17 protein-coding genes are annotated in these 23,900 nt (G+C 59.3%); 7 read left to right on the forward strand and 10 right to left on the reverse strand.

The features are described 5' to 3' along the window. Window positions 1-66: 66 nt before the first annotated feature. The 3 genes from J3U88_RS26715 to J3U88_RS26725 form a co-directional block, all read right to left on the reverse strand. On the reverse strand, window positions 67-810 hold the full coding sequence (locus tag J3U88_RS26715) for a LytR/AlgR family response regulator transcription factor (RefSeq protein WP_207862068.1): 744 nt from the start codon (window positions 808-810) through the stop codon (window positions 67-69). Continuing rightward, on the reverse strand, window positions 791-1,900 hold the full coding sequence (locus tag J3U88_RS26720) for a sensor histidine kinase (protein WP_207862069.1): 1,110 nt from the start codon (window positions 1,898-1,900) through the stop codon (window positions 791-793). Before J3U88_RS26720 ends, J3U88_RS26715 begins: the two co-directional genes overlap by 20 nt. Window positions 1,901-1,998: 98 nt before the next feature. Continuing rightward, window positions 1,999-3,117, reverse strand: a complete 1,119-nt coding sequence (locus J3U88_RS26725; RefSeq protein WP_207862070.1) for an acyltransferase family protein — start codon at window positions 3,115-3,117, stop codon at window positions 1,999-2,001. Between the two features lie 184 nt (window positions 3,118-3,301). On the opposite strand from J3U88_RS26725, the gene J3U88_RS26730 reads away from it, so the two are divergent. From J3U88_RS26730 to J3U88_RS35440, 5 genes are all read left to right on the forward strand, one after another. Then, the gene (locus J3U88_RS26730) at window positions 3,302-3,583 is read left to right on the forward strand and encodes a hypothetical protein (RefSeq protein WP_207862071.1); all 282 of its coding nucleotides are present in this window, start codon (window positions 3,302-3,304) and stop codon (window positions 3,581-3,583) included. A gap of 92 nt (window positions 3,584-3,675) precedes the next feature. After that, the gene (locus J3U88_RS26735) at window positions 3,676-4,008 is read left to right on the forward strand and encodes a hypothetical protein (RefSeq protein WP_207862072.1); all 333 of its coding nucleotides are present in this window, start codon (window positions 3,676-3,678) and stop codon (window positions 4,006-4,008) included. Between the two features lie 19 nt (window positions 4,009-4,027). Then, window positions 4,028-5,701: an ABC-F family ATP-binding cassette domain-containing protein gene (locus J3U88_RS26740; protein ID WP_207862073.1), complete on the forward strand. Its 1,674-nt coding sequence runs from the start codon at window positions 4,028-4,030 to the stop codon at window positions 5,699-5,701. 228 nt (window positions 5,702-5,929) lie between these two features. Further along, window positions 5,930-6,157, forward strand: coding sequence for an addiction module protein (locus J3U88_RS26745; RefSeq protein ID WP_207862074.1), 228 nt, complete (start codon window positions 5,930-5,932; stop codon window positions 6,155-6,157). Beyond that, window positions 6,154-6,441, forward strand: coding sequence for a type II toxin-antitoxin system RelE/ParE family toxin (locus tag J3U88_RS35440; RefSeq protein WP_207862075.1), 288 nt, complete (start codon window positions 6,154-6,156; stop codon window positions 6,439-6,441). The genes J3U88_RS26745 and J3U88_RS35440 overlap by 4 nt, the downstream gene beginning before the upstream one ends. Before the next feature lie 47 nt (window positions 6,442-6,488). Here the strand turns inward: J3U88_RS35440 and J3U88_RS26755 are convergent, their stop codons facing one another. The 6 genes from J3U88_RS26755 to acnA all read right to left on the reverse strand — a co-directional run bounded on the left by J3U88_RS26755 (window position 6,489) and on the right by acnA (window position 19,862). Then, window positions 6,489-8,318, reverse strand: coding sequence for a phosphopantetheine-binding protein (locus tag J3U88_RS26755; RefSeq protein WP_207862076.1), 1,830 nt, complete (start codon window positions 8,316-8,318; stop codon window positions 6,489-6,491). A gap of 242 nt (window positions 8,319-8,560) precedes the next feature. Then, window positions 8,561-12,652: an SDR family NAD(P)-dependent oxidoreductase gene (locus tag J3U88_RS26760; RefSeq protein ID WP_207862077.1), complete on the reverse strand. Its 4,092-nt coding sequence runs from the start codon at window positions 12,650-12,652 to the stop codon at window positions 8,561-8,563. 40 nt (window positions 12,653-12,692) lie between these two features. After that, window positions 12,693-15,515 (reverse strand): type I polyketide synthase, encoded by a 2,823-nt coding sequence (locus J3U88_RS26765; protein WP_207862078.1) that lies wholly within the window; start codon window positions 15,513-15,515, stop codon window positions 12,693-12,695. Between the two features lie 408 nt (window positions 15,516-15,923). Further along, complete coding sequence (locus tag J3U88_RS26770; RefSeq protein ID WP_207862079.1) at window positions 15,924-16,106, reverse strand: hypothetical protein; 183 nt, start codon at window positions 16,104-16,106, stop codon at window positions 15,924-15,926. A 50-nt stretch (window positions 16,107-16,156) separates the two neighbouring features. After that, window positions 16,157-17,023 carry an RNA-binding domain-containing protein gene (locus tag J3U88_RS26775; protein ID WP_207862103.1) on the reverse strand — a complete coding sequence of 289 codons (867 nt, stop codon included), beginning with the start codon at window positions 17,021-17,023 and terminating at the stop codon, window positions 16,157-16,159. Window positions 17,024-17,177: 154 nt separating this feature from the next. Further along, on the reverse strand, window positions 17,178-19,862 hold the full coding sequence (gene acnA, locus J3U88_RS26780; protein ID WP_207862080.1) for an aconitate hydratase AcnA: 2,685 nt from the start codon (window positions 19,860-19,862) through the stop codon (window positions 17,178-17,180). Between the two features lie 814 nt (window positions 19,863-20,676). Here acnA and J3U88_RS26785 point away from each other — a divergent pair. Further along, complete coding sequence (locus J3U88_RS26785) at window positions 20,677-21,039, forward strand: STN domain-containing protein (protein WP_207862081.1); 363 nt, start codon at window positions 20,677-20,679, stop codon at window positions 21,037-21,039. A 9-nt stretch (window positions 21,040-21,048) separates the two neighbouring features. Here J3U88_RS26785 and rfaD read toward each other — a convergent pair whose 3' ends face one another. Then, on the reverse strand, window positions 21,049-22,011 hold the full coding sequence (gene rfaD / locus J3U88_RS26790) for an ADP-glyceromanno-heptose 6-epimerase (protein WP_207862082.1): 963 nt from the start codon (window positions 22,009-22,011) through the stop codon (window positions 21,049-21,051). A 241-nt stretch (window positions 22,012-22,252) separates the two neighbouring features. On the opposite strand from rfaD, the gene asnS reads away from it, so the two are divergent. Beyond that, window positions 22,253-23,545, forward strand: a complete 1,293-nt coding sequence (gene asnS / locus J3U88_RS26795; protein ID WP_423842085.1) for an asparagine--tRNA ligase — start codon at window positions 22,253-22,255, stop codon at window positions 23,543-23,545. Window positions 23,546-23,900 lie beyond the last annotated feature (355 nt).

Genomic DNA, 23,900 nt, shown 5'->3' on the forward strand with positions numbered 1-23,900 from the left:
GCGGATTACTTCGAATATTATTTGGCGCCCAAGATTGCCTAAAGCGCTAAGAGAAAAAGATAGGTTTCAGCGGCTGCCGAACGCATTGAAAAAGGTGTCGCGGTAGGATTTGCTTAGGGTGATTTGTTTGCCGTCGCTGAGGGTAATTCGGTATGCGCCTTTGGTCCAGGGCTCCAGGGTTTGGATGAAGCCCAGGTTGACGATGTCGCCGCGGTGCACCCGCAGGAACACCGTCGGGTCCAACTTCTGCTCCAGCGCCGAGATGGGTTCCCGGTGGAGGTACGATTGACCGCCGTGGAACAGGCGCACGTATTTTTCTTCCGCCTGAATATGGGATACCTCGGCCATGGTTAGCGGGATCAGTCGCTTCCCCTGGCGGATGAGCAGGCGTTTGAGCGCGCCGCCTTGGGGGGCCAGGTGGCGTAACAGTTTGTCCAAGTGGGCGCGCTCGTCGCTGTCGCGGCTTAATACCGCGGCCAGCGTTTGTTGGAAGCGGGCGCGGTCGTAGGGCTTGAGGAGGTAATCGACCGCTTGGACTTCGAAGGCGCGTACCGCGTATTGGTCGTAGGCGGTGGCGAACACAAATTTCGGTGGTTTTTCCAATGGCAACGCCTCCAGCACCTCAAAGCCGTTGAGCCCCGGCATTTGGATGTCGAGGAACACGAGGTCGGGTGGATCGGCTTCGATTTTTTCCAAGGCCTCCAGCCCGTTTTCCGCCTCGCCGATGATCTGGAAGCGTGGGTCTTCGCCCAGGAACCGGCGCAGCTTGTTGCGGGCGGGTTGTTCGTCGTCAACGATCAGGGTTCGCATTGTGTTCCTCTTCCTTGTGGCGGGGTTGGGGTGGGATCACCAAGCGGGCGGCGCCGCCCGCCGGGGTTTTTTCCAGTTGGAACTGCGCGGCATCACCGTAAAAGGTTTCCAGACGGCGCAGGGTGTTTTCCAGGCCGACACCTTGGCGGCGTAATTCGGCCAATGGTTTGTCGGGTCCGCTGCCGTTGTCGGTCACGGTTACTTCCAACCTTTCACCGGTTCGTTTCGCCGTGACCTCGATCTCCATGGTTTGGCCCGCGGCGCGCGGGTGGTGTTTGATGCAGTTCTCCACCAAGGGTTGTAGGAGCAAAACAGGGACGGCGTGGTCGGCCGCGGCGGGATCCGCGTCGACGGTCACGCGCAGCCGGTCGGGAAATCGCGCGCGCATCACATCCAGGTACAATCCCAACAACGCCAACTCGCGCCTCAACGGATGGGCCGTTGCCCCGCGCGCATCCATGCTGAAGCGCAGTAAGCGACTGAGCGACGATAAGATCTGGTCGGCGCGATCCACATCCTCGTACATCACATCGCTGACCGCGTTCAGCGCGTTAAACAAAAAATGAGGATCGAGTTGGGCACGCAGGGCTTGCAGTTGGACCTCGCGCAAATCGGCCTGGAGGCGCACACTTCGCAGTTCGGCATCGCGGCTGTTGCGCCACCACGCCGCCGCGCTGAAGATGAGGATGACGGCGATGTAGGTAAAGGTATCCTTGTAGAGTTCCATTAGGGCGCGGTTGAGCGGTGACCCGTATTCGTAGGGCTCCAGGCCCAGCAGCGCATAGATCACCTTGCGCAAGGCAACCATACCGGCGGTGTGCAACCCGCTAAAGGTTAGTAAACCCAGGAGATGGGCGGGGACGGCGGCGGCGAACTTGCCGCGTTCCAACTTGAAGCGGGAAAAAAACCACCAAATCAACGGCAGCAGCAACAACAGCGTGTAGGCGCTGGTGAGCTCCCAGATCAGCGGTTTGTAGAGGGGAACTTGCGTTTCCTCCGCTCGGAACAAAAAGGCAACCGACCCGAAGCTGATCAACCCGGTACAGGTTGTGAGCAGCAAGACGGTAAGGAACAAACGTGCGCGCGCCAATGGGGCTCCTTGGTTGGGTTTCCGCATCATACCACCCATCGTATTAGCCCGCATTTCTCACAAGGAATTCTGCTGCGAAGCCTTTTGAAAAGTGCGGGTTAGAGCACGCGGGTTAAGCCGGGCACTTTTCGAAGCAGGTGGGCACAGAGGAAACACAGCGCGGTAGCGGTGAGGGTGGCGACCGCGAATTTGGTGGTGGGCGATAAGGCGAACCGGAGCAAAAGGCCTTGGATGGTGACAAGAATGAGGAAGTGGATGATGTACACGGTGTAGGCGCCGGCAGCCAGTTGCTTTAGGAAATCGTTCTGTCGGTTGAGTGCTTCGCGGAAAAAGACGGGAAGTCCGAGGCACATGCTGATGCAAATGGCTGCTTCCAGCAGGCTGTAGCGGAATGATCCCCAGGAAGGCCCGCCGGTCTCAAAGCCGAAGGACACATAGTTGCGAATCACGAGCAGGTAGAGGTAAACAAAAGCAACCAAAGCGATGGCGATGCCGAATAATTGGAGGCCGAATCGGGCCGAGATGGTTTCAAACCAACGGTTGCGGCCGGCGGTGATGCCGATGAAAAACAGGCTGAGGTATTGGGGTAGGTGGGCGACCTCGGAGGGGAAAACCCCGGCGATCCAGATCCAGCGGTCAATGGGGAACCCTATGCGTACCAAATAAGTGACGACGGTGAGGGCCAAACCGTAGGCGACCAGTTGGCCGGTGGTCGGCGCGGCGGTGCCGGCCGTTGTGGCCGAACCGCGCCACCGGCGCCAAGCCGCGTAGGCCAGGCTGTAGAAAAGCAGGTGGACCAGAAACCAGAGATGGCCCACTTCCATGTTGGCGCCCAGCACATAGTCGGTAACAAACCAGGTAACGAACGACTGCTCGGTTTGGGCCGCGCGGTATTCGTAGATGCCGAGAATCGGCGACCAAAACAGGACAATGGGCAACCCGAGGCGCACAAACCGATCCTTCAAAAAAGCCTTGGCGCCTTTGCGGTCGAAGGAAGCAGGGGTGAAGTAACCGGAGAGCAGGAAAAACAGGCCCATGAACCAAGCCGCGTTGGTGGCGAAAAAAGGCAAAAGCCAGGGGGCACGTACTTCTTCAAAAATCGGCCAATCGCCGCCCGTGGGGCCGTAGGCTTGGCCCGCGTGGTGGGCGACCACCAAGATGGTGACGAAAATGCGAAGGTTGTCCAAATACCCAAGTCGGCTGGTGGTTCGGCACATGATGTTTTCTCCCGTGTCACAACAAAATCAGGGGGTTACCCGCGTTGTGTGAACGATACCTGTACCGGAATCCGGTGCCCACCGATAAGGCATGAAGGGGCACACTGATGGCACGAAAGGGATTGGGCACGGCACGAATGGGTTTGGCGAAGGGGGTCCGATTCCCCGGCGCGAGGCCGGCGGCATGACGGATTTCGAGGGGAAGCCGGCTCCCTGGCTGCAATTTTCCGATATCTCGGTCGGTGATCTCGGTTGGCGAATGGGCGCCCTTGAGGATTATTTAGGCGATTGGATTGACGGTTTCACAAGCATACCGCGCGTAGAAAGAGAAGCCGTCCTCCGAGCGTCGTGCCCCATTCCCAACGATTGGACGGCGCTCTGTGTGACGCTTTTGGCAAGGCCCAGTGATGAAGATGACGATTTGGATGAAGCCTACCAATTCGTTTCGCAGTTGCTCAGGGGTTGAAGATGAATTTTGTTTTGCGTGCGTAAAAAGGATAATGGATTAATGAGCGATTTAAACAAGGGTTCTAAGGTGGTATTTAAGAGTTGAGGACAATGAAGTCTTATCCTTTGGAAGTCGTGTTTCAGGACTTGAAATGGGATCATGTTCCGCTGGAGCGTGTTGTGTTCGATGCTTCCAGTGAGGTTTTTGTCATCAAGGCAGAGCTGGAGACGGGTTCAACAAAAACGGTAAAGTTTTCTCAAGTGGTGCGCGCCACAATGTCGCCCTGTGAAGACTATGACATGACCATTTTCTGTATCAGTGATTTTTTTTGTGTGACGCTCTACAGGGTTCTGGAGCCTTCAACTGATGTTTTCACCTTTTTATTTCCAACCGAATCGCGTGTTTGGGAAGTTCAAACCCCCGAACTTCCCATCCTTACCTGAAAAAAGAGGTCCCGTCCTGATGCATGATTCTTCCCAGTGTGAAGCGCAAGCCCAGGAAACCGCTTTCTTGGTGGCCGACGGCGTTGGTTTTTCCTTTGCCAACGGCGCGGCGTTGTTCGCCGATTTGTCCTGTTCCATCGGTCGTCGCAAGGTGGGTTTGGTAGGCCGCAACGGTGTGGGCAAAAGCCACCTGCTCAAGTTGTTTACCGGTGATTTGGCGCCGACCCATGGGCGCGTGGATCGTTTGGGTCGCATTGCCTATTTGCCGCAAAACCCAAGGCCTGCCGGTGACCTCTTGATCGCGGATGTGCTTAACGTGGCGCCCAAAATCACGGCGCTCCACGCGATTGAACGGGGTGAGACCGATGCGGTCCATTTTGATGTGTTGGACGGGGATTGGGATATCGAGGAACAGGTGGCGCGGTTGCTGGAAGACATCGGCCTGGCGGGGTTGGATCAGAGCCGCCGGTTTGCGTCTTTGTCCGGTGGAGAAGCCACGCGGGTGCGCTTTGCCGGCTTGCTGCTCGCCAAGCCGGATGTGTTGGTACTGGACGAGCCGACCAACAACCTCGACGCCGCCTCCAAGGATGCACTTTACCGCTTGCTTCAGGCGTGGCGGGGTGGGGCGTTGATTGTCAGCCATGACCGCACCTTGCTCAACATGTTGGACCGCATCTGCGCGTTGAGTACCCTGGGTATGAAACAGTACGAGGGGAATTACGACCACTACGTCGCCCAGAAAGCGGTGGAAGAAGAAGCGTTGCGCCGCGATTTTAAAAACGCCGAGACCGCGCTCAACAAAACCAAACGCGCGTTGCAAAAAACCAAGGAAAAACACGAACAACGCCAGGCCAAGGGACGCAAGGAGCGCCGCGGCGGCAGCCAGCCCAAGGTGGTCATGAACGCGCGCCGAGAGCGCAGCGAAGGCACTTCAGCCGCCCTCAAAAAAACCGCGGACCGACAGCTAAGCCAACAGAAGGAACAGTTGGATGCGGCCCGAATGCGGGTCGAGGCGCTGGAAACCATGGATGTTTCCATGGTGGGCGGGGCGGTGCCTAATGGCAAAATGGTGTTGCATCTAAAAGACTTGGCCTTCACCCACCCCGGTGCGGTCCGACCGCTTTTTTCCGGGATCAACCTCACCGTGACCGGCCCGGAACGGGTGCGCATCAAAGGCGGTAACGGTTCGGGCAAAACGACGCTGATGCGGCTGCTGGAGCAAGCGGCGGGTCGCGATCCCCAGGTATCTGAGGCGACCCCGTGGCAGGGAACCCTCGCGGTTGGCGTTGCGCGGGTGACCTACCTGGACCAGCACATCGCGGTGTTGGATGCGGAACGGAGTATTTTGGCCAATTTCCGCGCGGTTCAACCGGATATGCAGGAATCCGAGGTGCGGTGGCGCTTGGCCAAATTTCTGTTTCGCGGCGATGCGGCCTTTAAGAAAGTGGGTGTTCTTAGCGGTGGGGAGCGTTTGCGCGCGGCAATGGCTTGCTTGTTCGCCCACGCCGATGCGCCACAATGCCTGCTGCTGGACGAACCGACCAATCACCTCGACTTGGACGCGATCCAAAGTTTGGAAACCATGCTGCGGCAGTTTCGCGGTGCGCTGGTGGTCATCACCCACGACGAACCTTTCGCGGCGGCAATCGGCATCACCCGTGTGCTCGACTTGGACAACCCCGATAGGAGCTAAGTAATTTAACCGAGGGTTTGTGGTCGGATGCCAAAATCTTGTTGAATAGGGTTGCTCCATTTAGGTTTAGCGCGCATTTCTCGCAAGGATTCGTAGCAGAATTCCCTGTGAGAAATGCAGGTTAGGCATGACCGACCGGTGCTCAAAAAAATTCTTTCCCTTTTGGGTTACGCATTACAGGCGTAACATAATCTCTATTGCCAATGTCTGAACCCAGAAGGAGGAAGCATGGACGCCGGCTTATTAGAACTCAAAAATAAAGTGTTAGGGCTTCCAATGGAGCAGCGTGTTTTCCTGGCTCAAGCATTGTGGTCTAGTTTTGATGCGTGTGAGGCACCCGAGGCGCTGGATGCCGTTGATGAAGCGGTAAGGCGAGATGAGGAAATGCGTTCGGGCCGGGTAAGCGGCCGTTCTCATGACGAGGTTATGGCTGCCATGGCCAAACGCTTAAAATGAAGGTGTTCTACCACCCACTCGCTGAAGAAGATATTGGGAACATTCTAGATCATTACCAACCCATCTTTCCGGCTCTAGCGAAAGCTTTTCTAAAAGAACTGGATCTGACGATAGCGGCATTGTCGACCCAGCCCTTCCGTTACCGGTTTATCCAAGAACCCATCAGAATGTGTAAGTTGAAACGTTTTCCCTATGCGGTTTTGTTTCGGGTTGAAGGTGACACAATTCGGATTTTGGTTGTCCGGCATCATCGTCGTCATCCTTCCTACGGGCTAGATCGATAAGTGGCCAAGTTGTCGGTGCCGAGTCTTGTTAAAAGCCGAGACAAAGATCACGGCGTCCTTGATCCCCGCTGCATCGGCTGGGTTAAATCCGCTTCCAGGGGTTGCCCGCCCAAGTGGGGTGCGGCGGCGGTGATGTTGAGCGCCTGCATTTGGGCCAGACGGCGTTCGGCGTCGGCGATGGTGACCGGTCCACGCAAGGGCGCCTCTCCCGGTGCGAGGTGGTGGAGCAAGGCGCCGGCTTGGTTGCCGGTTAAGGCCTCGGGGTAATTCGGTGTGATGTTGGCGAAAACCCGCACCATGCGCGCCAATTGGATCGGTAAGTAGCGGGTTAATCGGCTCGGTTTGGGCAAGCGCAGAATGTCACCTTCCATGGCTTGGATATCGCCCTCGTCTTCCATGCGGACCAGCGCGGGTTCCGATTTGAAACAAGGCCTGGTGGATTCGGCCACGAGCAAGGTGCCCGGCTTGAGCTTGTCAATGCGCAGGATGTCCTTCATATCGCTGGTGGCCAGCATCAGGGTTGCCTTGTAAAACGCGGAAGGAATGCCGCGCTTGAAGGTGAGACGGCGCACCTCGCCCTGGTAACCAACCGCGTCGAGGTGGGTTTGCAGGCCGGTTAAATCGCGGTTCTCGGGATCACACAGGATGAGGGTTTTGGGATGGGGCTGTTTGGCCAGCAACAAACCGACCGTGGCGGTACCAACCGGGTCCAAACCCAGCAAACCCAGGGTTTCCTCGGCCAAGTCACGGTCTTGGCGTGCTAACAAGCCGGCGGTGCCCAGGTACAGCGCGGCAACCTCGGTGTCTTGAGCAATGGCGAGGCGCGGCAAATCGGGATCGGCCGCCACCGCTTCCTCGAGCAATCGCCCGTAATCGGTGGCGACGGCCATTAGGCCTGAGAGTGAGACGGTGTCGGCCCCGGCCGCGCGGGCCATGTGGAGCGCTTCCAGCACGTGTTGGCGCAAACCCTCGGGATCGCCAAACAGTTGCTTGTCGAAACGGGGGAGGGTGATGGCGCCGACGCGGCCCCAAGGCGTTTCGCGCAAGACGGAAACCACCGGTTTGTAATCACACCAGCCCCCGAAGATTTCGTCGTCGGTGAGGCCGCCCCTTGACTCGTTGGCAAAGTTTTCCAGGGTGATCGTTTTCACCGGCTCCAGCTCGCCGTTTTGAATGAGAGGGAACAATTTCCGCGTATCCAGGGTGGTGCCGTTGGGGGTGACCACGGTGGTCGCGTCGTCGAAGGGGCCGGGCCTGGTCGCGGTGTGCCAGTGATCGCCCATCGCGGCGCTTTGGCGGGCGTGGCGGATTTCGGAGCGTTTCATGCCGGGTCGGATGACGGGGCCGGGGTCCACCTCGAGCAGGTAGTCCGCCAATTGGGCGACGGTTGGATGGTCCGCAATCATGTCGGGATCAATCGAGGTCCCTTTTCGGTGGCGGATGCTGTTACACAGTCGGCCTGCTTTTTCCGCGTCGCCGCCGAGCGCGAAGAAATCATCGTCGATGCCCACATCGTCGCGACCCAAGACGTCTTCCCAAATGGCTAGGATTTCACTGTCAAATAAGGAGCGAATGTCGCGCTTGGCCGTGGCGGTGGTTCTCGGATCCGGGAGGGCGGCGGTGTGGATGGCGCCGTTTTCCAAAAGCGGAAGTTTCTCCAGTTGCACAAAGTGGTCGGGCATATGGTGTTCGGGAAGGGATTCGGCCATAAACGTCTTGAGCCGCTCCGTGTCGAGGGTGTCGAGGGGAACCAGGTAGGCGGCCAAGGTTGGCGGATCCGCCAGGGTGTGCACATGGGCCTCGGCAACGTTCGGAAAGCGGGCGGCGAGCGCGGCGATCCTATCGGGGGTGGGGGGCGGCGCGGTGTGTGACGTCATAAGGCTTCTCCCAAATAAGTGAAAGGTGCCGTTCAGAGGCGAGCAACGTTTGCATCGTGGGATCTGAACGGTTAAAGGCCGGACCTCGCGATCAGCTTGTGGTGCAAGGGGGGCTGAGATTTTATTTTTGTTAGCGCGTTCTTAAGCGCCAATATAGCAGTGTCGCCGTGGTTTTTAAATGGAAGTTGTTCCGAGCTTAACCCGCGGCCCGTCGCATGGATCGCGGGGAGCGGCCCAATAACTTAGCGATGGGTTGGGCGTGGTTGGTCGTTGTTGTCCGAGGTTTTTTGCGCGGCTTGAAGCAGAAACCGGGTCAAGGCGAAGAGGGTCGGGTAGCTCGAAAGCAGGTTGGTGGGGAGCGACAAGGCGAAGGTGCGCTCGAGGCTTTCTCGCAGGTGGGTGCCGGTAACGGAGTCGACCCCCAATTCAACCAGGGGGATCTCGTCTGGGAAGGCGCCGGGTCGTGTCATGCCGGTGAGCTTGGCGAGCTGCTCGCGCAGGTGCCGTTTCAGCCATGCCTCGCGCTCGGACGGCGGAACGCTTTCCAAAATGAGGTCTGGTTGGCTCGGAAGGGGGTTGGTCGGTTTTTGGATGATGCCGGCTTGGGTCAGGGCGGTAAGCAGGGGGGGCACCTCGCCCGCGAAGTGCTCGGCGTAACCTGACCAATCGATGGATGCGGCGATGAGGTCGTGACGTTCGCCGAGGATGAGGCGTTCGAGTAGGGCGAGGCCTTGTTGTGGGTCGATGAGGCCGATCCCTTCGAGGGTCAGACGGTGTCGGGCCGGCGCGGCGAGGTCGGCGGTCATACCGATTTTGGACCAGCCGCCCCAGTGAATCGCGGTGGCGGGAAGGTTGTGGGCGCGGCGATGGTGGGCCAAGCCGGTGAGGTAGGCTCCGGCGGCGGCGCCGGCGCCCTGTCCGCCGCGGCCGAGGACGGCGTTCATGGACGTGTAGAGGATAAAAAAGTCGAGGTTCAAGCCGCGGGTATGTTTGTGGAGCAGCCAGGCGCCCGCGGTTTTGGGTTGCATCACCTTGACAAAACGCGGTTGGGATTGTCCCGCGAGTAAGCCGTCGTCGAGGATGCCCGCGGCGTGGATCACGCCCTTCAGGGGCGGTAAGCTGTCGTGAATTCGGGCGAACAACGCCGCGGTAGCGTTGCTGTCGCCGATGTCCGCTTCATGGACGACCACCTGTGTGCCGGCCGCCTCGAGACCGGTCAAAACCTCGCGTACCGCATGGTTGGGGGCGCGACGGCCGGCGAGCACCAAGGTCTCGACGCCGATGTCGACCAAGCGTTGTGCCGCGGCAAGACCGAGCGCCCCCAGGCCGCCGCAGATCAACACCGTGCCCTGAATGGGCGCCGGCCGTCGCCGCGTCGGGGTGGCTGTATGGGGTAGCAGTCGTGCCACGTACCGTTCGCCGTTGCGAAAGGCGATTTGATCCTCGCGATCACCTTGTAACAGTTCCGCCCAGGCCGGATCGGCCGCCTGCCACGCATCGAGGTCGAGTAAGCGACAACGGAAATTGGGGTACTCGCGTTGGATCACGCGAGCCATACCCCAGAGGGCCGCACCGTCCGGGGGACCGACCGGGTCCTCCGCCCTGATGAGCCAGGTGCAGCGGGTGACAATGTTCAGGCGCGGTCGTTTGTCGCGGGCGCGGGTGGCGAGGCTTTGGACCAAGCGCAGCAGTGCGGCGCACTCAAGGGCCGGCTTGGCCGGTGCCGCCGAGTCGGCTCCGGGATCGGCCGCGAAGTAGACCACGGCCTGGGGACCGCTTTCGCTTTTGAGGAGGTGCTCCGCGGCGGCGCTGTCGGCGATCACTTGGACCCAGCGTCCGCGGGTTTGCAGGAACCGTTCGAAGGCGGCGGCGGCTTGACCGCGGCCGACCAACAACCAGCGGGTATCGTCCATGGGGTCGGTCTCATGGGGTAGCGGTTGCCTGCGCCATTGGAGCCGGTGCAACAGTTGCTCCGTTGCGCCGTGGGCCTGGTCTTTCTTCCGTTCGGGACGCCGCACGGTAAGGCCGATGAGTTCTAAGAGCACGGTGCCGGATGGGTCGCACAGGCGCAGGTCGGCGCAAATCGCGTCACGGTTGGTTTGATGGGGGCGCAGGAGGGTGTGGTGGAACAGGTCGCCGTCCGCGTTGGGTGCCTGGTGGAAACGCAGGCTCTCGAGAGAATGAGGGGTGTAGCGGTCTTGGCTGGTTGCGTGATCACCAAACAACAAACCCGCACCGGCCACGGTTAAAAACTGGAGGCAGGCGTCCAGAATCCCCGGCGTGGTGCCGCTTTTACCGTGGTTGGGGAGGGCGTGTTCGAGACAGCAGAGTGCTTGGTTTTCGCGCGTCCATATTTGGGTGATGCGGCGGAACGAGGGGCCGAGGCCGCGTCCCGAGGTTTCCAGGTCGCGGTAGAGTTGGTCCGCGTCCCGTGGGCTCCACCGTTCCCGCCATTGGGCCACGGGTAATGGGGTCGGCCTGGTATTCGGTTCGCGTCTCGCGAGATGCCCCTTGAAATGGGTGATCCAGGACGCGTCGTCATTGCTGCTCAATACCTCGAATGATTCGTGTTCTTGGGATGGGCGGAAGACCAGTTGCACGGTGCGTTTTTTGGTGCCCTTTAAGACCATGGGTTGGTGAAAGCTGAGCGCGCGGGGCTCATGATGGTGGGGTTCGAAAGCCGCGTGCAGGGCCTCGAGCAGCATGGCGAGGTAGACGGCCTCGGCCACGGAACAGGCGTCGTCGAGATGATGGTCCTTCAGAAAAGGTGCAGCGTCGGCGGCAAACAGGGTTTGGAAACGGATCTCAGCGGAGCCTGGCAATTTGAGGCGTTGGCCGAGGAGTGCGGCGGCATCGGGCGGCGGGGGCGCCGGCGAGGTTGCCCGCGGTTGGAACAACGTGCGCTGGAAGGGAATCGGGACAGTTTCCAGCGCGGGTTGGCTACCGTGGGTAAAAGCTTCCAGCGAAAAAGCTTCCAGGGCGACAAAGGCATTGGTACCCGTGGCGCCGAACGCGCCAACCCCCGCCCGTAAACCCTCCGCGAGGGGATGCCAGGGCTGGCGCTGTTTGGGAATGATCACGTTCAGATGTTCCCAGTCGATGGTGGGGTTGGGAATGTGGAAATGGAGGTGGGGCGGGATGAAGGTGCCGTGCATGGCCAGCACCGTTTTGATCAGGCCGGCGATCCCGGCCGCCGCCTCGAGGTGACCGATGTTGGTTTTGACCGAACCGACGATCAGGGGTTGCGCCCGTTCAGCCGAGGCAAAAACCTTGCCGAGCGCGGCCATTTCGACCGCGTCGCCGATGGGGGCACCGGTGCCGTGGGCTTCGATCACACTGATTTGGTTGGGGCCGAGTCCCGCGCCCGCGAGCGCGGTGCGGACGACCGTTTCACGGGCGGGTTTGCTGGGGATCGCGAGGCCGCCGCTCGCGCCGTCTTGGTTGACCGCCGAGCCGCGGATAATTGCCCAGATCGGGTCGCCGTCGGCGAGGGCGCGAGACAGGCGTTTGAGCACGACCAGGCCGCATCCTTCACCGCGACCGAACCCATCGGCCGTGGTGTCGAAGGTTTTACAACGGCCGTCGCCTGCCAGCAGACCGGCCTTGTTTAAGGCGATGTGCGGTTCAGGGGCCATGATGAGGCTGACCGCGCCACAGAGGGCGGTGCCACATTCGCGGCGGCGCAAGGCGGCACAGGCGAGGTGGACGGCCACCAAAGAGGAGGAACAGGCGGTGTCGACCACCATGGCCGGGCCGTGGAGGCCGAGTTGGTTGGCGAGCCGGCCCGCGGCCGCACCGGGCGCCGTACCGCTGATAAAGAAAGGGTCGACCCCCGCGCGGTCGCCGGTAGCGATGCGTTGGGCGGCAAAGTCAAAGCTGCCGACGCCCAGAAACACGCCCGTGCCGGTTCCGTAAAGTTCGCGAGGGTGGATGCCGCTGTTGGTGACCGCTTCCCAGGCCACTTCGAGGAGCAAGCGTTGTTGCGGATCTAAGCCGCGGGCTTCCGCGTGGGTGATGCCGAAAAAGGCGGCGTCGAAATGATAAATACGGGACAGAAATCCGCCGCGGCGGCAGGGGATGGGGCCGTCGGTTTTGGGGAGGGCGTCAAACAACGCCTCGAGATCCCAGCGGTCGGTCGGGATGGGTTTGACCGCGTCAACGCCCTCGTGAAGTAACCGTTGAAAGCCGGCGAGGTTGTGGGCACCGCCGGGAAAGCGGCAGCTCATGCCGACCACGGCGATGGGTTCGGCACGAAGGACCGCATGGTTGGCGCTGAGTTTTTTGGCCGCGTAAGCCAATTCGAGTGCGCTCATGCCCGCGACGGGATTGGTCATGCAAAACTCCCTTTGGGGCGGCATCGCGGATGGGTGGGGATCATGGGTCGACGCCCAGTGTTAATTTTCCGAGCAGTTCACCGGCGCTCATGCGGCGGACCTCGGCGAGCATGGGATCGAGTTCGCGGTGGAGGCCGTTGTTGTCGGGTTTCTCGGTGCTCCTGCTGAAATCGAGTTTTTCCAGAAGGTGTTGGTGCAGGCGTTCAAAGGTTGGGAAATCGAACAGCAACATGGCGCGCAGGGAGAAGCCCAATTCGTTTTCGAGGGTGCGTTGCAGTTCCATCGCGAGGATGGAGTTGAGGCCGATGTCGAACAGGTGTTGGCGGGGTTGCAGGCTGTCGGCAGATTTGAGTTTGAGTAAGGTTGCGATGCGCGTGCGTAGAAAGCGGGCCAGCAGGGCGGGGCGCGCATGGTGATCGGCGGCTTGAAGTTGGGCCGCGAAACGGCCTGTCGGCGGGTTTGGGTGAAGGGTTGTTTGGGCGACTTGGCCGAGATCGGCGAGCAAGCGCGGGGGGCGCCCGTTGAAAAAGGCGCGCGCGAAGCGTTCGGGTTGATAGGCGGCGACAAGGGCGCGCGTCCCGTGGTCGGCGAGCAGGTGGGCCAGCGCTTGGAAGCCTTGCTTGGGGGTGAAACAGCCCGCGCCCTGATCTTCCAAAAGGTTTTGTTGCCAAGGGCTTATGCGCGTCGACATGCCCGTGCTTTGCCAGGCGCCCCAGTTGATGGATGTACCGGGGAGACCGAGACGGCGCCGGTAATGTGTGAGGGCGTCGAGGAAGGCATTGGCCGCCGCGTAATTGCTTTGTCCGCGGGAGCCGAACACCGCGGCGCAGGAGGAGAAGCAGACAAAATGGTCGAGCCGGTCCGTACGGGTGTGTTGGTGGAGGTGCCAGGTCGCCGCGATTTTCGGCCAAAAAGTTTGGTGCATCGTGCCGCGGTTTTGTTGCGGCAGGCCGTGGTCCTCGGTGGTACCGGCGGCGTGGAACACCCCCGCGAGCGGGGGGAGGTGGTCGCGGATCGTTGCGAGGTGGTCGTGGACGACTTTGGCGCGGCCGATATCGCCGAGTTTGACGTGGAGTTGGGCGCCGCGGGCGCGTAGGTCGTCGAGGCGTTGTTGGTCCGCCGCGTCGACGGGCCGGCGTGCCGAAAGCATCAAATGACGGGCGCCTTGGTTGACCAACCATTCAACGAGCAAGAGGCCGAGCCCGCCGAAGGCGCCTGTGACCAAATAGGTAGCGTCGGGTTTGATGGACGGGGTCGCCTCGGGATTGATGCGTGTGGGTTGCAGGCGTGGGACCAAGCGCTGGGTTTCGGTGAAGAGGACTTGGTCCTCACCGTCCGTGTTGCGCATTTCGTCGAGCAGAAAGCGGGCTTGGTGGCCGGCGGGCATCGGCGCGAGGTCACAGGTCACCAGGGACAGGGTTTCGAACTCCAGTGCCGCCGCGCGGGCGAGGCCCCAGATGACCGCGTTGTGGGGGACCATGTTGGTGCCGAACCCTTGCCAGAGGCCGGCTTGGGTGGCGAACAGCACCTTGGGCAAGGTGGCGGCGCCGCTGTTGAGCAGAGCCTTGAGCAGGTTGAGGGTCACCTCGGCCGCGTCCAGTTCGCTATTGAGCATATCTTCGCCGTTGGGTTCATGGCTTCCCGAAAAACCCTCGCGTTCGTTGGGGGTGGTGGTCTGCAGGTCCCATAGTAGAAAGAGCCCGGCGAATTGGGAGGGGGGATGTTTTTCGAAGAGGCGGTCGAAGTTGTCCTGGTTAAAAGGGTTGAGGTTGACTTGGTCCGCGCTGGGGGTGCCGTACCCGAAGTTGGCGGAAACGTGCAAGACGTGGGCGCCTTGGGCCGCGGCCTGATCGACGAGCGCCGCGGCGACCGTGTTGTGGTCGCCGAAGACCAGGTAATGCATGTCGGGATGGGTGTCGACGCGGGCGGGCCGCGGGTGACAGGCGAATTCGTAGAGCAGGTCGGGCGCGGGTTCATCGCCCGCAAAGAGGGTTTCTGCTTCGACGCGGCGAAAGGCGAAGCCGTCGACGGTGAGCAGGGGACGGCCGTCGGCGTTGCAGAGCAGCAGACTGTTGGGGTCGCCGTCTTCGGCAAAACATTGCCAGGTTCCCGCCGCTTCTGTCACCGCGAACCAGGCGAGTTCGTCGATGCGGAAAGGGACGTCGATCAGGGTTTCCTCGCCCGCCGCCTCGTTGTCGCCGGGCAGAAATGCGCGCAAAAGTTGGAAGCAACCGTCGAGCAGGCCGGGATGGATCGGGATCTGGGCGTTGACGGGCGCGTCGGCGGGCCGTGCCAACGCACACCAAGCACGGCGGCCGGCCAAAAAGACGGTGCGGTGCCATTGAAACCGCGGTCCGAGCCAAAAGCCTTTTTCCGCGAGTTGGCGCGCCATTGCCGCGCCGGATCGGCGGGTTTGACTCGCGGCGCGGATGGTGCTCGCCTCCGGGGCTTTTGGGGGCGGGGCCGGATCGGCCACCGCGTGGGCCGTCAGGTGTTGGGTCCAAGAGGCGTTGGGTTCGGCGAGGGGGCGGCTGACCAGAGCGACCAGGAAGTTGGTGTCTTCCGGTCGCAAGATAAGTTGCACCAAGCGTGGTGTGGTGAGGACCAGCGCGCGTTGGAACAGGATGTTGCGCAGGTGGGGCGGCCGTTCGGGATGAAGCGCCTGCATCCCCGCGAGAATCATCGCGAGGTGGTGGGCGGCCGGAACCACCGGTCGTTCCAGGACGCGGTAGTCGGCCAAAATCGGGTGGGTCGCCGCGTCGAGGCACAATTCAAAGCGAACTTCGTCACTGAGGGGCAGGTTCAAGCGTTGTCCGAGGAGGGGATGGGCCGATTCTTCGGGGGTTCGTGGCGGTTTGTTCAAATCGGGTGTTCCCTCCTGGTGCGCGGCCGGTGCCGGTCGATGGGGGTCAGGTACGGTACCAGAACAAGAGAAGCAGCGAACACAGGGCGAAAAGCGGCGTGCGAAACAAGGACCAAGGCGGGGGTATCACCAAAAAGGTCGCAACCGAACCGCATAATTTTGTCAAAAACGAGGGTGGCCGATTATAGCCCGCGCACCGGGCCAAAGCAAGGGCACGGCGGGGTGCGGCTCCGTGAAGGACCCGTGCGCCGGTCGGAGAACCGCCGAGATGTTTTGGGGCTTATTCGGGGATGAAAATGCCGAGAACGTGGCTTCGAATCATGGGAGCGAAATCGGAAATTGAGTTAAGGCGATGATGGGTGCCTGATCTTCAGCCCCGTTTGGTAGTGGCTCGCCGCGGTAACCGGCTTAATGGTCTCTTTGTTCGGCTTTCCAGCGGTCGTATTCTTTTTTAATCCGAGGTTCTTGCTCAGAGAGGTTGAGCGCCGTCAGAAAAGCATGGTCAATTTCGCTTCGTGGGTGGGACAGCCAAGCTTTGACGCGGGCGAGATCGCGCCAAACCCAGGCCTGGCGACGCGGATGGGTTTTCATTTGGAGCACGCGTTCTAATAGTTCTTTGGCGTCGAGGAGAAGGCGTTGGTTTACGGCCGCGTTGTTGCGAACCTTTCCAAATAAGCCAAGGCATTTCTGAGCTGATCTTGAAGGCTACCGCGGAAGTATTTTTCTTCAATGATGTTGCCTGAAGCGTCGTCGGGGAAATGAACCACTTCGATTCGCGCTCCTGGAAACCATAACTCGGGGTCATCACTAAACATCAAGAGTCCGATATTTTTGGGGACGTCGTGCCCGTTTACCGGTGTCGCGATGCGCAGTTTGCGATACAGGCTTTTGGTGTCGGTTTCCTGTAATAATCCACCGCGGATGTCTTTTAGGAACTCGCGTGTTTTACCTTCTCGGAGATCGTCGACGGTTGCTTGTAAAGCACGGCGATCATCAAAGGGGACTCTTGCCGTCAATTGCATGAGTTGGTCCAGGACGCCGTTTTTCTCGGCATTAACCGTTTCGGAACCAAGCCTTACGTAATAAACGCGTCGTCCCTTTTCTGAGCCGTCTGGTGCTCGGTGGGGGCGGGTTTCACTGCCGGGGACCCATAAAACCAGGATCTGACGGTCATCGACTTTTTCTACCGAGGTCACTGGCTGGTAAGGTGGGTCAATGCGATTTGCATTTCCGCGCAGCCATGATTGTGCTGCTTCTGTTTGTTGGCCGTTGAGACCTTTGGGTGGAAGCACGGCCTGCCCATCTTTCTCCTCGACGCCGATAACGATGTAGCCGCCGTTGAGGTTTTGTAAATCATTGGCGAAGGCGCAGATGGTTTTAAGGACTTGAACCCCGGTGGTTTTAGGATCCCAGCTTGCCTTGAACTCAACCCTCGCCGACTCAACGCCTTGGCAACGGAGAAGGTCATCAATATTAATGGGGAGTATAAGGCTCCTTGGGGATCCTATTCCTGTATTAAAGAAGCTAGTGCTTTCAACCTTTTACAACAAAAAGTTAAAGGGCGTAAAGGTGTATTGACGTGTCCGTGGGTGGGCAGAGGTGCCCGGGAAAATTAAAAAAGCCGCCGTGACCGGCGGCTTTTCGTTCGGAAACGGGGCTTGCTTAGGCTTTGGCCAGTTGGCGCAGAACCGTGTGCAGGATGCCGCCGTTGCGGTAGTACTCGATTTCAACCGGCGTGTCGATGCGGGACACAACCGTGAAGGTTTTTTCCGTGCCGTCGGCGGCCTTGGCAACCACCTTAATGTCTTGGCCGGCGGTCATGTCGTCGCTCAGCTCGGGCAGGGAGAAGTGCTCTTCACCGGTCAGGCCCAGGCTCGCGTGGCTGTCGCCGTCTTTGAACTGCAGCGGCAACACACCCATGAACACCAGGTTGGAACGGTGAATGCGCTCGAAGCTTTCGGCCAGCACCGCGCGCACGCCCAACAGAATGGTGCCCTTGGCGGCCCAGTCACGGGAGGAACCGGTGCCGTACTCTTTGCCGGCCAATACAAACAGCGGCGTACCCGCTGCTTTGTAGTTGCTCGAGGCGTCGTAGATGGTGCTGACTTCGCCGGTGGTGAAGTCCTTGGTGAAACCACCCTCGGTGCCCGGCGCCAACTGGTTGCGCAGGCGGATGTTGGCGAAGGTGCCGCGGGTCATGACACGGTCGTTGCCGCGACGTGAACCGTAGGAGTTGAAGTCCTTGGGCAGGACGCCGTTGTCCGTGAGGTACTTACCTGCAGGCGTTTCGGGTTTGAAGCTGCCCGCGGGAGAGATGTGGTCGGTGGTGACCGAGTCGCCCAGTTTGGCCAAAACACGCATGTCGTTGATGGGTTTGATGGGTTCCACATCCAGCGTCATGTCCTGGAAGAACGGCGGCTCCTGTACATAGGTGCTCTTCTCGTCCCAGTTATAAATGGCGCTGTCCTGACCTTTGATGGCGTTCCAGGTTTCGTTGGCGGTGTAGGTGTTGCCGTACTGCTCGCGGAACATTTCCGGGGTCAGTACTGCTTTGATGGCGCTTTGGATTTCGTCCAGCGTGGGCCAGATGTCTTTCAGGAAGACATCACTGCCGTCGCGGCCTTGGCCGATGGGCTCGGTGGTCAGGTCCTTGGTGACCGTGCCGGCGAGGGCGTAAGCCACAACCAGCGGGGGGCTGGCCAGGTAGTTGGCTTTGACGTCCGGGCTGACGCGACCTTCGAAGTTGCGGTTACCGGAGAGAACCGAGGCCGCGACCAAGTTGTTCTCACGAATCGGTTTTGCGACATTGTCGGGCAGGGGACCAGAGTTGCCGATGCAGGTGGTGCAGCCGTAGCCAACCGTGTAGAAACCCAGTTCTTCCAGGTCTTTGTCCAGGCCGAGTTTTTCCAGGTAGGAGGAAACGACGCGGCTGCCGGGCGCCAAGGAGGTTTTGACGAACGGTGGTGTTTTCAGACCTTTTTCGACCGCTTTGCGGGCCAGCAAGCCGGCCGCGATCAAAACGGAGGGGTTCGAGGTGTTGGTGCAGCTCGTGATGGCCGCGATCACCACGTTGCCGTGGGTGATGGTGGCGTCGGTGCCTTCCACGGCGCCGGTTTTTTTGTGGTCGTCGGCGGTCAGCGCGAAGCCGGCGTGACCGGCGGGTGCGTCCAGCGCCTTGGCGAAGTTGCCTTTCATGTTGCTGAGCGCGATGCGGTCCTGGGGACGTTTGGGGCCGGCGAGGCTGGGCTCAACGGTGGAGATGTCGAGCTCCAGGTTGGCCGAATAGCTCGGCGTGGGGTCCTCGGCGCGGTGCCACAGCATGTTGGCTTTGCAGTATTGTTCGACCAGGTCGATTTGGTCGTCGTCGCGACCGGTCAGGGCCATGTACTCGAGGGTGCGTTCGTCGATGGGGAAGAAACCCATGGTCGCGCCGTACTCGGGCGCCATGTTGGCGATGGTGGCGCGGTCCGCGAGGGAGAGGGCGACCATGCCGGGGCCGGTGAATTCAACGAACTTGCCGACCACGCCGTGTTTGCGCAGTATTTCGGTGATCGTCAGAACCAGGTCGGTGGCGGTGGTGCCTTCTTTGAGGCTGCCGGTCAGGCGGAAGCCGACGACTTCCGGCATCAGCATGTAGATGGGTTGGCCGAGCATGACCGCCTCGGCTTCGATGCCGCCGACGCCCCAGCCCAGAACACCCAGGCCGTTGATCATGGTGGTGTGGCTGTCGGTACCGACCAAGCTGTCGGGGAAGGCCGCGCCGTCGCGTTGGCAAACGCCGGGCGCCAGGAACTCGAGGTTAACCTGGTGGACAATGCCCGTGCCGGGAGGTACCGCGCTGAAGTTTTTAAAGGCTTTTTGGCCCCAGTGCAGGAACTCGTAGCGCTCGCGGTTGCGTTCAAATTCGTACTTTTCGTTGATTTTGATGGACTCGGAGGAGCCGAAGCTGTCGACTTGAACCGAGTGGTCGATAACCAGGTCCACGGGCACCTGAGGATTGATTTTCTCGGGGTCGCCGCCCATGCGTTGCAGCGCGGAACGCAGTGCCGCCAGATCGACAACCGCGGGTACGCCGGTGAAGTCTTGGAGAATGACACGGCTGGGTTTGAAGGGGATCTCAATCTTGCCCGCGGTTTCAGGGCCCCACGTGGCGATTTTCTCAACGTCTTCCTTATTAATGGTGTAGCCGTCTACGTTGCGCAGGGCGCTTTCCAGCAGTACGCGGATGGAAAAGGGCAACTTGGCGATATCGGCCACGTCCTTAAGGGCGTCCAGCTTGTAATAGTCGAAGGTCCCCGCTTTGGTTTGCAAGGACGCTTTACTCCCGAAGGGATTGCGTTCCGTCATGACAATCTCCTGTATTCGTCATTTATTTTGACACCGTCGTCTAGGGTAAAGGTTGCGGCGCGGTTCCCGAGCAAACAAAACAAAGGTCGGAAGAACCGCGCGGTGTTTCGGGCAAAGACACGTGCGCCGCCACAAACAAGGCAAATCGGCGGCGATCGGTGGGGGTCGCTGTTCCATAAGCGCGGTAGTCGATGTGGTTGGTCGTTGCATGCCGAAAGGTACCCATAGATCGTTTGATTCTACCCGAGGAGGGCGGGAACACCGAGAGAAAAGTTTGAGGTGGGTGATGGTGAAGCAGGATTCAGTTTGGCGTGGGGATCGGTTGTTTGATGGGTGACAGGCTTGTTTAAGTAGCTGGTTGTGATGGGCTTGTGGGTCTGGGTTGTCATTGGAAAGTGGGGCTGTTGGGCATTGCGTGGCATCCTTTATTTCTTAGGATCCTTGGAAGTCAGGATGCGGCCGGGCGTCTGAACCCTATTTGGCCCCTTCCCGTCGTGGATTGAGCCGTTGCTTCGATTGAATTCATTCGGGAAAAATAAGTGAATAACAGGCTTTTTTAAGCGTCCGGCGGGTAACGGCTTTGTGCCGGCTTTTTTAGGCGGCGAAAAAAAGCGAACCGCTTTTTGGTTTTTTGCGGTTTACCAAGGGAGGCTAGCCCGCAATTCTCAAAAGGAATTCTGCTGCGAAGCCGAATCCTTTTGAGAATTGCGGGCTTGGCTTTTTGTGGCGGGATGCGGCTTTGGGATTTTTGATTTTTGTGTTAAAAACAAAGGATAACCTTTTTTATCTGCTTGGTTTTTGGGGTGAGCTTGTGATGCGTTGGCCATGGATGGTGATTCTTTTCTTGGGTGCCTGTTTGCCGTCGGCAGCAGGTACGCCCGACCGCGCCGCGTCCGCGGCAACCGTCGAGCCGCCACCCGCCCATCACCATCCCAAGCGGCGGCTGATGGATGTACGGGTTCAAAACCTCGACCTACGCAACGCGAGCCTGTTTGATACCCTGCGTTTTTTGGCGGATCGTGCCCATGTCCAGCTTGCGATTGATCCCGAGGTACGGGACCGCAAGGTGACCATCAAAATCAAAGACTTGCCGGTGCTCCAGGTGTTGGAACTGTTGCTCTACAGCGAAGGGCTTGATTACCAATTGCTTGGGGCCGATGCGATTCGGGTTCGCTAGCGCGCACCCCTAATAGGCTTTGAAATTCTGGTCGAGGTAGTTTTGCACGTAGTCGGTGACGCCGTCTTCCAGGTTGTGGAAAGGTTGGTTGTAGCCGGCATCCACCAGTTTTTGCATGTCGGCTTGGGTGAAGTACTGGTAGCGGTCGCGCAGGTGTTCCGGCATGTCGATGTACTCGATGTTGGGTTCCAGGTGTAAGGCGTGGAAGGCGGCGCTGACCAGGTCGCGGAAATTGCGGGCTTGGCCGGTCCCCAAGTTGAACAGGCCGTTCACTTGGGGGTTCTCGAGCAGCCAGGCCATGACGTTAACCACGTCCTTGACGTACACGAAATCGCGTTGCTGGCCGCCGTCTTCAAAATTGGCGCGGTGGCTCTTGAAGAGTTTGACCTTGCCGTCGGCTTTGATTTGGTTAAACGACTTGTACACCACGGAAACCATGTCGCCCTTGAAGTATTCATTGGGGCCGTAAACGTTAAAAAATTTGAGGCCGACCGTGTTTTGAAACCATCCCTCGGCGCGCGCCTTGAGGTCGAACAGGTGTTTGCTGTAGCCGTACATGTTCATCGGTTCGAAGCGGTCAATGCCGGATTCGTCGTCGCTGTAACCTTTGTTGCCGTCGCCGTAGGTGGCGGCCGAACTGGCGTAAATGAAGCGTGCATCACGAGCCAAGCAGTATTCGGCCAAACGTTTGGTGTAGCGGTAGTTGTTTTCCATTAAATAGTTGGCGTCACGTTCGGTGGTGGCGCTGCAGGCGCCCATGTGGATGATGGCTTGGACTTGGTTGTGGTGCCCCAGGAAATCAAAAAGCTGGTCGCGGTCCAGGTAGTCGTAGAACTTGAGATGACGCAGGTTCTTCCATTTGTCAGAGGTGCCGAGATGGTCGGTTACCAAAATGCGGTCATGGCCCATTTGGTTGAGCTTGGAAACCATACAGGAGCCGATGAAGCCCGCGCCGCCGGTCACAATAATCATTGGGAAGCACCTCCGTTCGCGTATTGGCGCCATCTTACCCGAAGCAGCCCGGATCGCGCTGCTTTTTTGATGCAAGTGCTTTGCGGCGTTGGGGAACCTTGACGGAAACTTTGCGCCGTCTGTAGAATGCTTGGGGTTTACGACACCAGGCCGGGAAACCTGTCTGGTTGGAAACCGGGGCACGCGCCAGGGTTTCGTTCGGTTGTGTATTTGGTCCCCGTCAAGTGGGGATGGGGAGGCAATAGTGCAAAAAGTGCGCATTAGCGACATGAAAGACCACCTCGATCAAGAGGTGACGCTGGAAGGGTGGGTTCGCCACCACCGCAAAAGCGGCAAAATTCAATTTATTGTCATACGTGACGGCAGCGGTTTCTGCCAGTGCGTCATGGTGAAAGCGGAAGTGGATGAGGCGTTGTGGGAAGAAGCGCGCAAGCTGACGACGGAATCCAGTTTCCGCGTGAGTGGCGTGGTTCAGCAAAACCCGCGCAACCAAAAATACGAACTTTTGGTCAAAAACCTGGAGATCATCCATCTGTCCGAGCCCTTTCCCATTACACCCAAAGAACACGGCACCGAATTTTTGATGGATCGCCGCCACCTGTGGTTCCGCTCCAAACGGCAGTGGGCGGTGCTGCGCATTCGCCATACCTTGGTGCGCGCGATTCGTGACTTCTTCGACGACCGCGGCTTTATTTTGACCGATAGTCCGATTTTGACACCGACCGCGGCGGAAGGTTCCTCGACCTTGTTTGAGGTTGATTACTTCGATGAAAAAGCCTTTTTGTCTCAATCCGGCCAGCTTTATTTGGAACCGGCCGCGGCGGCATTTGGCAAAGTTTACTGTTTCGGGCCGACCTTCCGCGCGGAGAAATCGAAAACACGGCGCCACCTGACCGAGTTCTGGATGGTCGAGCCGGAAATCGCGTTTGCCCACCTGGAAGACATTATGGTGTTGGGCGAAGAATTCATGAAACACCTGGTTCAGCGCGTGTTGGAAAACTGCACGTTCGAACTGGAAGAGTTGGAGCGCGACACGAGTAAGTTGGAAGCCGCCTTGGAGCCGTTCATTCGCATGACCTACACCGAGGCCGTTGAAAAACTCAAAGGCTTGGGCAGCGACATCAACTGGGGCGAGGATTTCGGCGGCGACGACGAAACCATGCTGACCAAGGAATACGATCAGCCGATCATCGTGCATCGTTTCCCCAAGGAATTTAAGGCGTTTTACATGGAGCCCGATCCCGAGGACGACCGCGTCGTTTTGGGCATGGACGTGCTGGCGCCGGAAGGTTACGGTGAAGTGATCGGCGGTGGCGAGCGGGCCTCCTCGATTGATTTCCTCAACGACCAGATCGCCAAACACGAATTGGATCCCGAGCCGTATCAATGGTACTTAGACGTGCGTCGCTACGGTTCTTTCCCCCACGCCGGTTTCGGGATGGGTCTGGAACGCGCGGTGGCCTGGATTTGCAAATTGCCACACGTTCGCGAAACCATTCCTTACCCACGTATGTTGTATCGTTTGAAGCCTTAACATCAAAAGGCGCCGGTGTCGAACAGGCCCCGCGTCCTTGTGTTGCACACCGCGCGCCGCCGAATCGGGAGGTGGCGCGGTGTGTTCATTTACGGGAGCAACACAAAAGTTTTTATTGATTAACCCTTGCAGAATTGGGTTCAATGGAGTTTGGTGTGGCTTTTTGTCTCTACGCCGCGAACCCCACTGTTTGGACCACACCGATTGCGACGCGGCCCAACCTTAAAACCTAAAGTAAGCGATCCTCGGCGGCGCTCTCACGTAACCTGCTGGGCTACAACATGTCGTAAAAATGCGCGCCGTACGTTCCAAGTACGCCTGTGCTTTTTCCAACACATTTCGCTCCAGCATCTTA

Source organism: Acanthopleuribacter pedis, from assembly GCF_017377855.1.
Classification (GTDB): domain Bacteria; phylum Acidobacteriota; class Holophagae; order Acanthopleuribacterales; family Acanthopleuribacteraceae; genus Acanthopleuribacter; species Acanthopleuribacter pedis.

Excerpts from the sequence above, each read along its gene's own strand:
- J3U88_RS26715 (WP_207862068.1), bottom strand. The coding sequence starts at position 810 with ATGCGAACCCTGATCGTTGACGACGAACAACCCGCCCGCAACAAGCTG.
- J3U88_RS26725 (WP_207862070.1), bottom strand. The coding sequence starts at position 3,117 with ATGTGCCGAACCACCAGCCGACTTGGGTATTTGGACAACCTTCGCATT.
- J3U88_RS26730 (WP_207862071.1), top strand. The coding sequence starts at position 3,302 with ATGACGGATTTCGAGGGGAAGCCGGCTCCCTGGCTGCAATTTTCCGAT.
- J3U88_RS26735 (WP_207862072.1), top strand. The coding sequence starts at position 3,676 with ATGAAGTCTTATCCTTTGGAAGTCGTGTTTCAGGACTTGAAATGGGAT.
- J3U88_RS26740 (WP_207862073.1), top strand. The coding sequence starts at position 4,028 with ATGCATGATTCTTCCCAGTGTGAAGCGCAAGCCCAGGAAACCGCTTTC.
- J3U88_RS26745 (WP_207862074.1), top strand. The coding sequence starts at position 5,930 with ATGGACGCCGGCTTATTAGAACTCAAAAATAAAGTGTTAGGGCTTCCA.
- J3U88_RS35440 (WP_207862075.1), top strand. The coding sequence starts at position 6,154 with ATGAAGGTGTTCTACCACCCACTCGCTGAAGAAGATATTGGGAACATT.
- J3U88_RS26755 (WP_207862076.1), bottom strand. The coding sequence starts at position 8,318 with ATGACGTCACACACCGCGCCGCCCCCCACCCCCGATAGGATCGCCGCG.
- J3U88_RS26760 (WP_207862077.1), bottom strand. The coding sequence starts at position 12,652 with ATGACCAATCCCGTCGCGGGCATGAGCGCACTCGAATTGGCTTACGCG.
- J3U88_RS26770 (WP_207862079.1), bottom strand. The coding sequence starts at position 16,106 with ATGAAAACCCATCCGCGTCGCCAGGCCTGGGTTTGGCGCGATCTCGCC.
- acnA (WP_207862080.1), bottom strand. The coding sequence starts at position 19,862 with ATGACGGAACGCAATCCCTTCGGGAGTAAAGCGTCCTTGCAAACCAAA.
- J3U88_RS26785 (WP_207862081.1), top strand. The coding sequence starts at position 20,677 with ATGCGTTGGCCATGGATGGTGATTCTTTTCTTGGGTGCCTGTTTGCCG.
- rfaD (WP_207862082.1), bottom strand. The coding sequence starts at position 22,011 with ATGATTATTGTGACCGGCGGCGCGGGCTTCATCGGCTCCTGTATGGTT.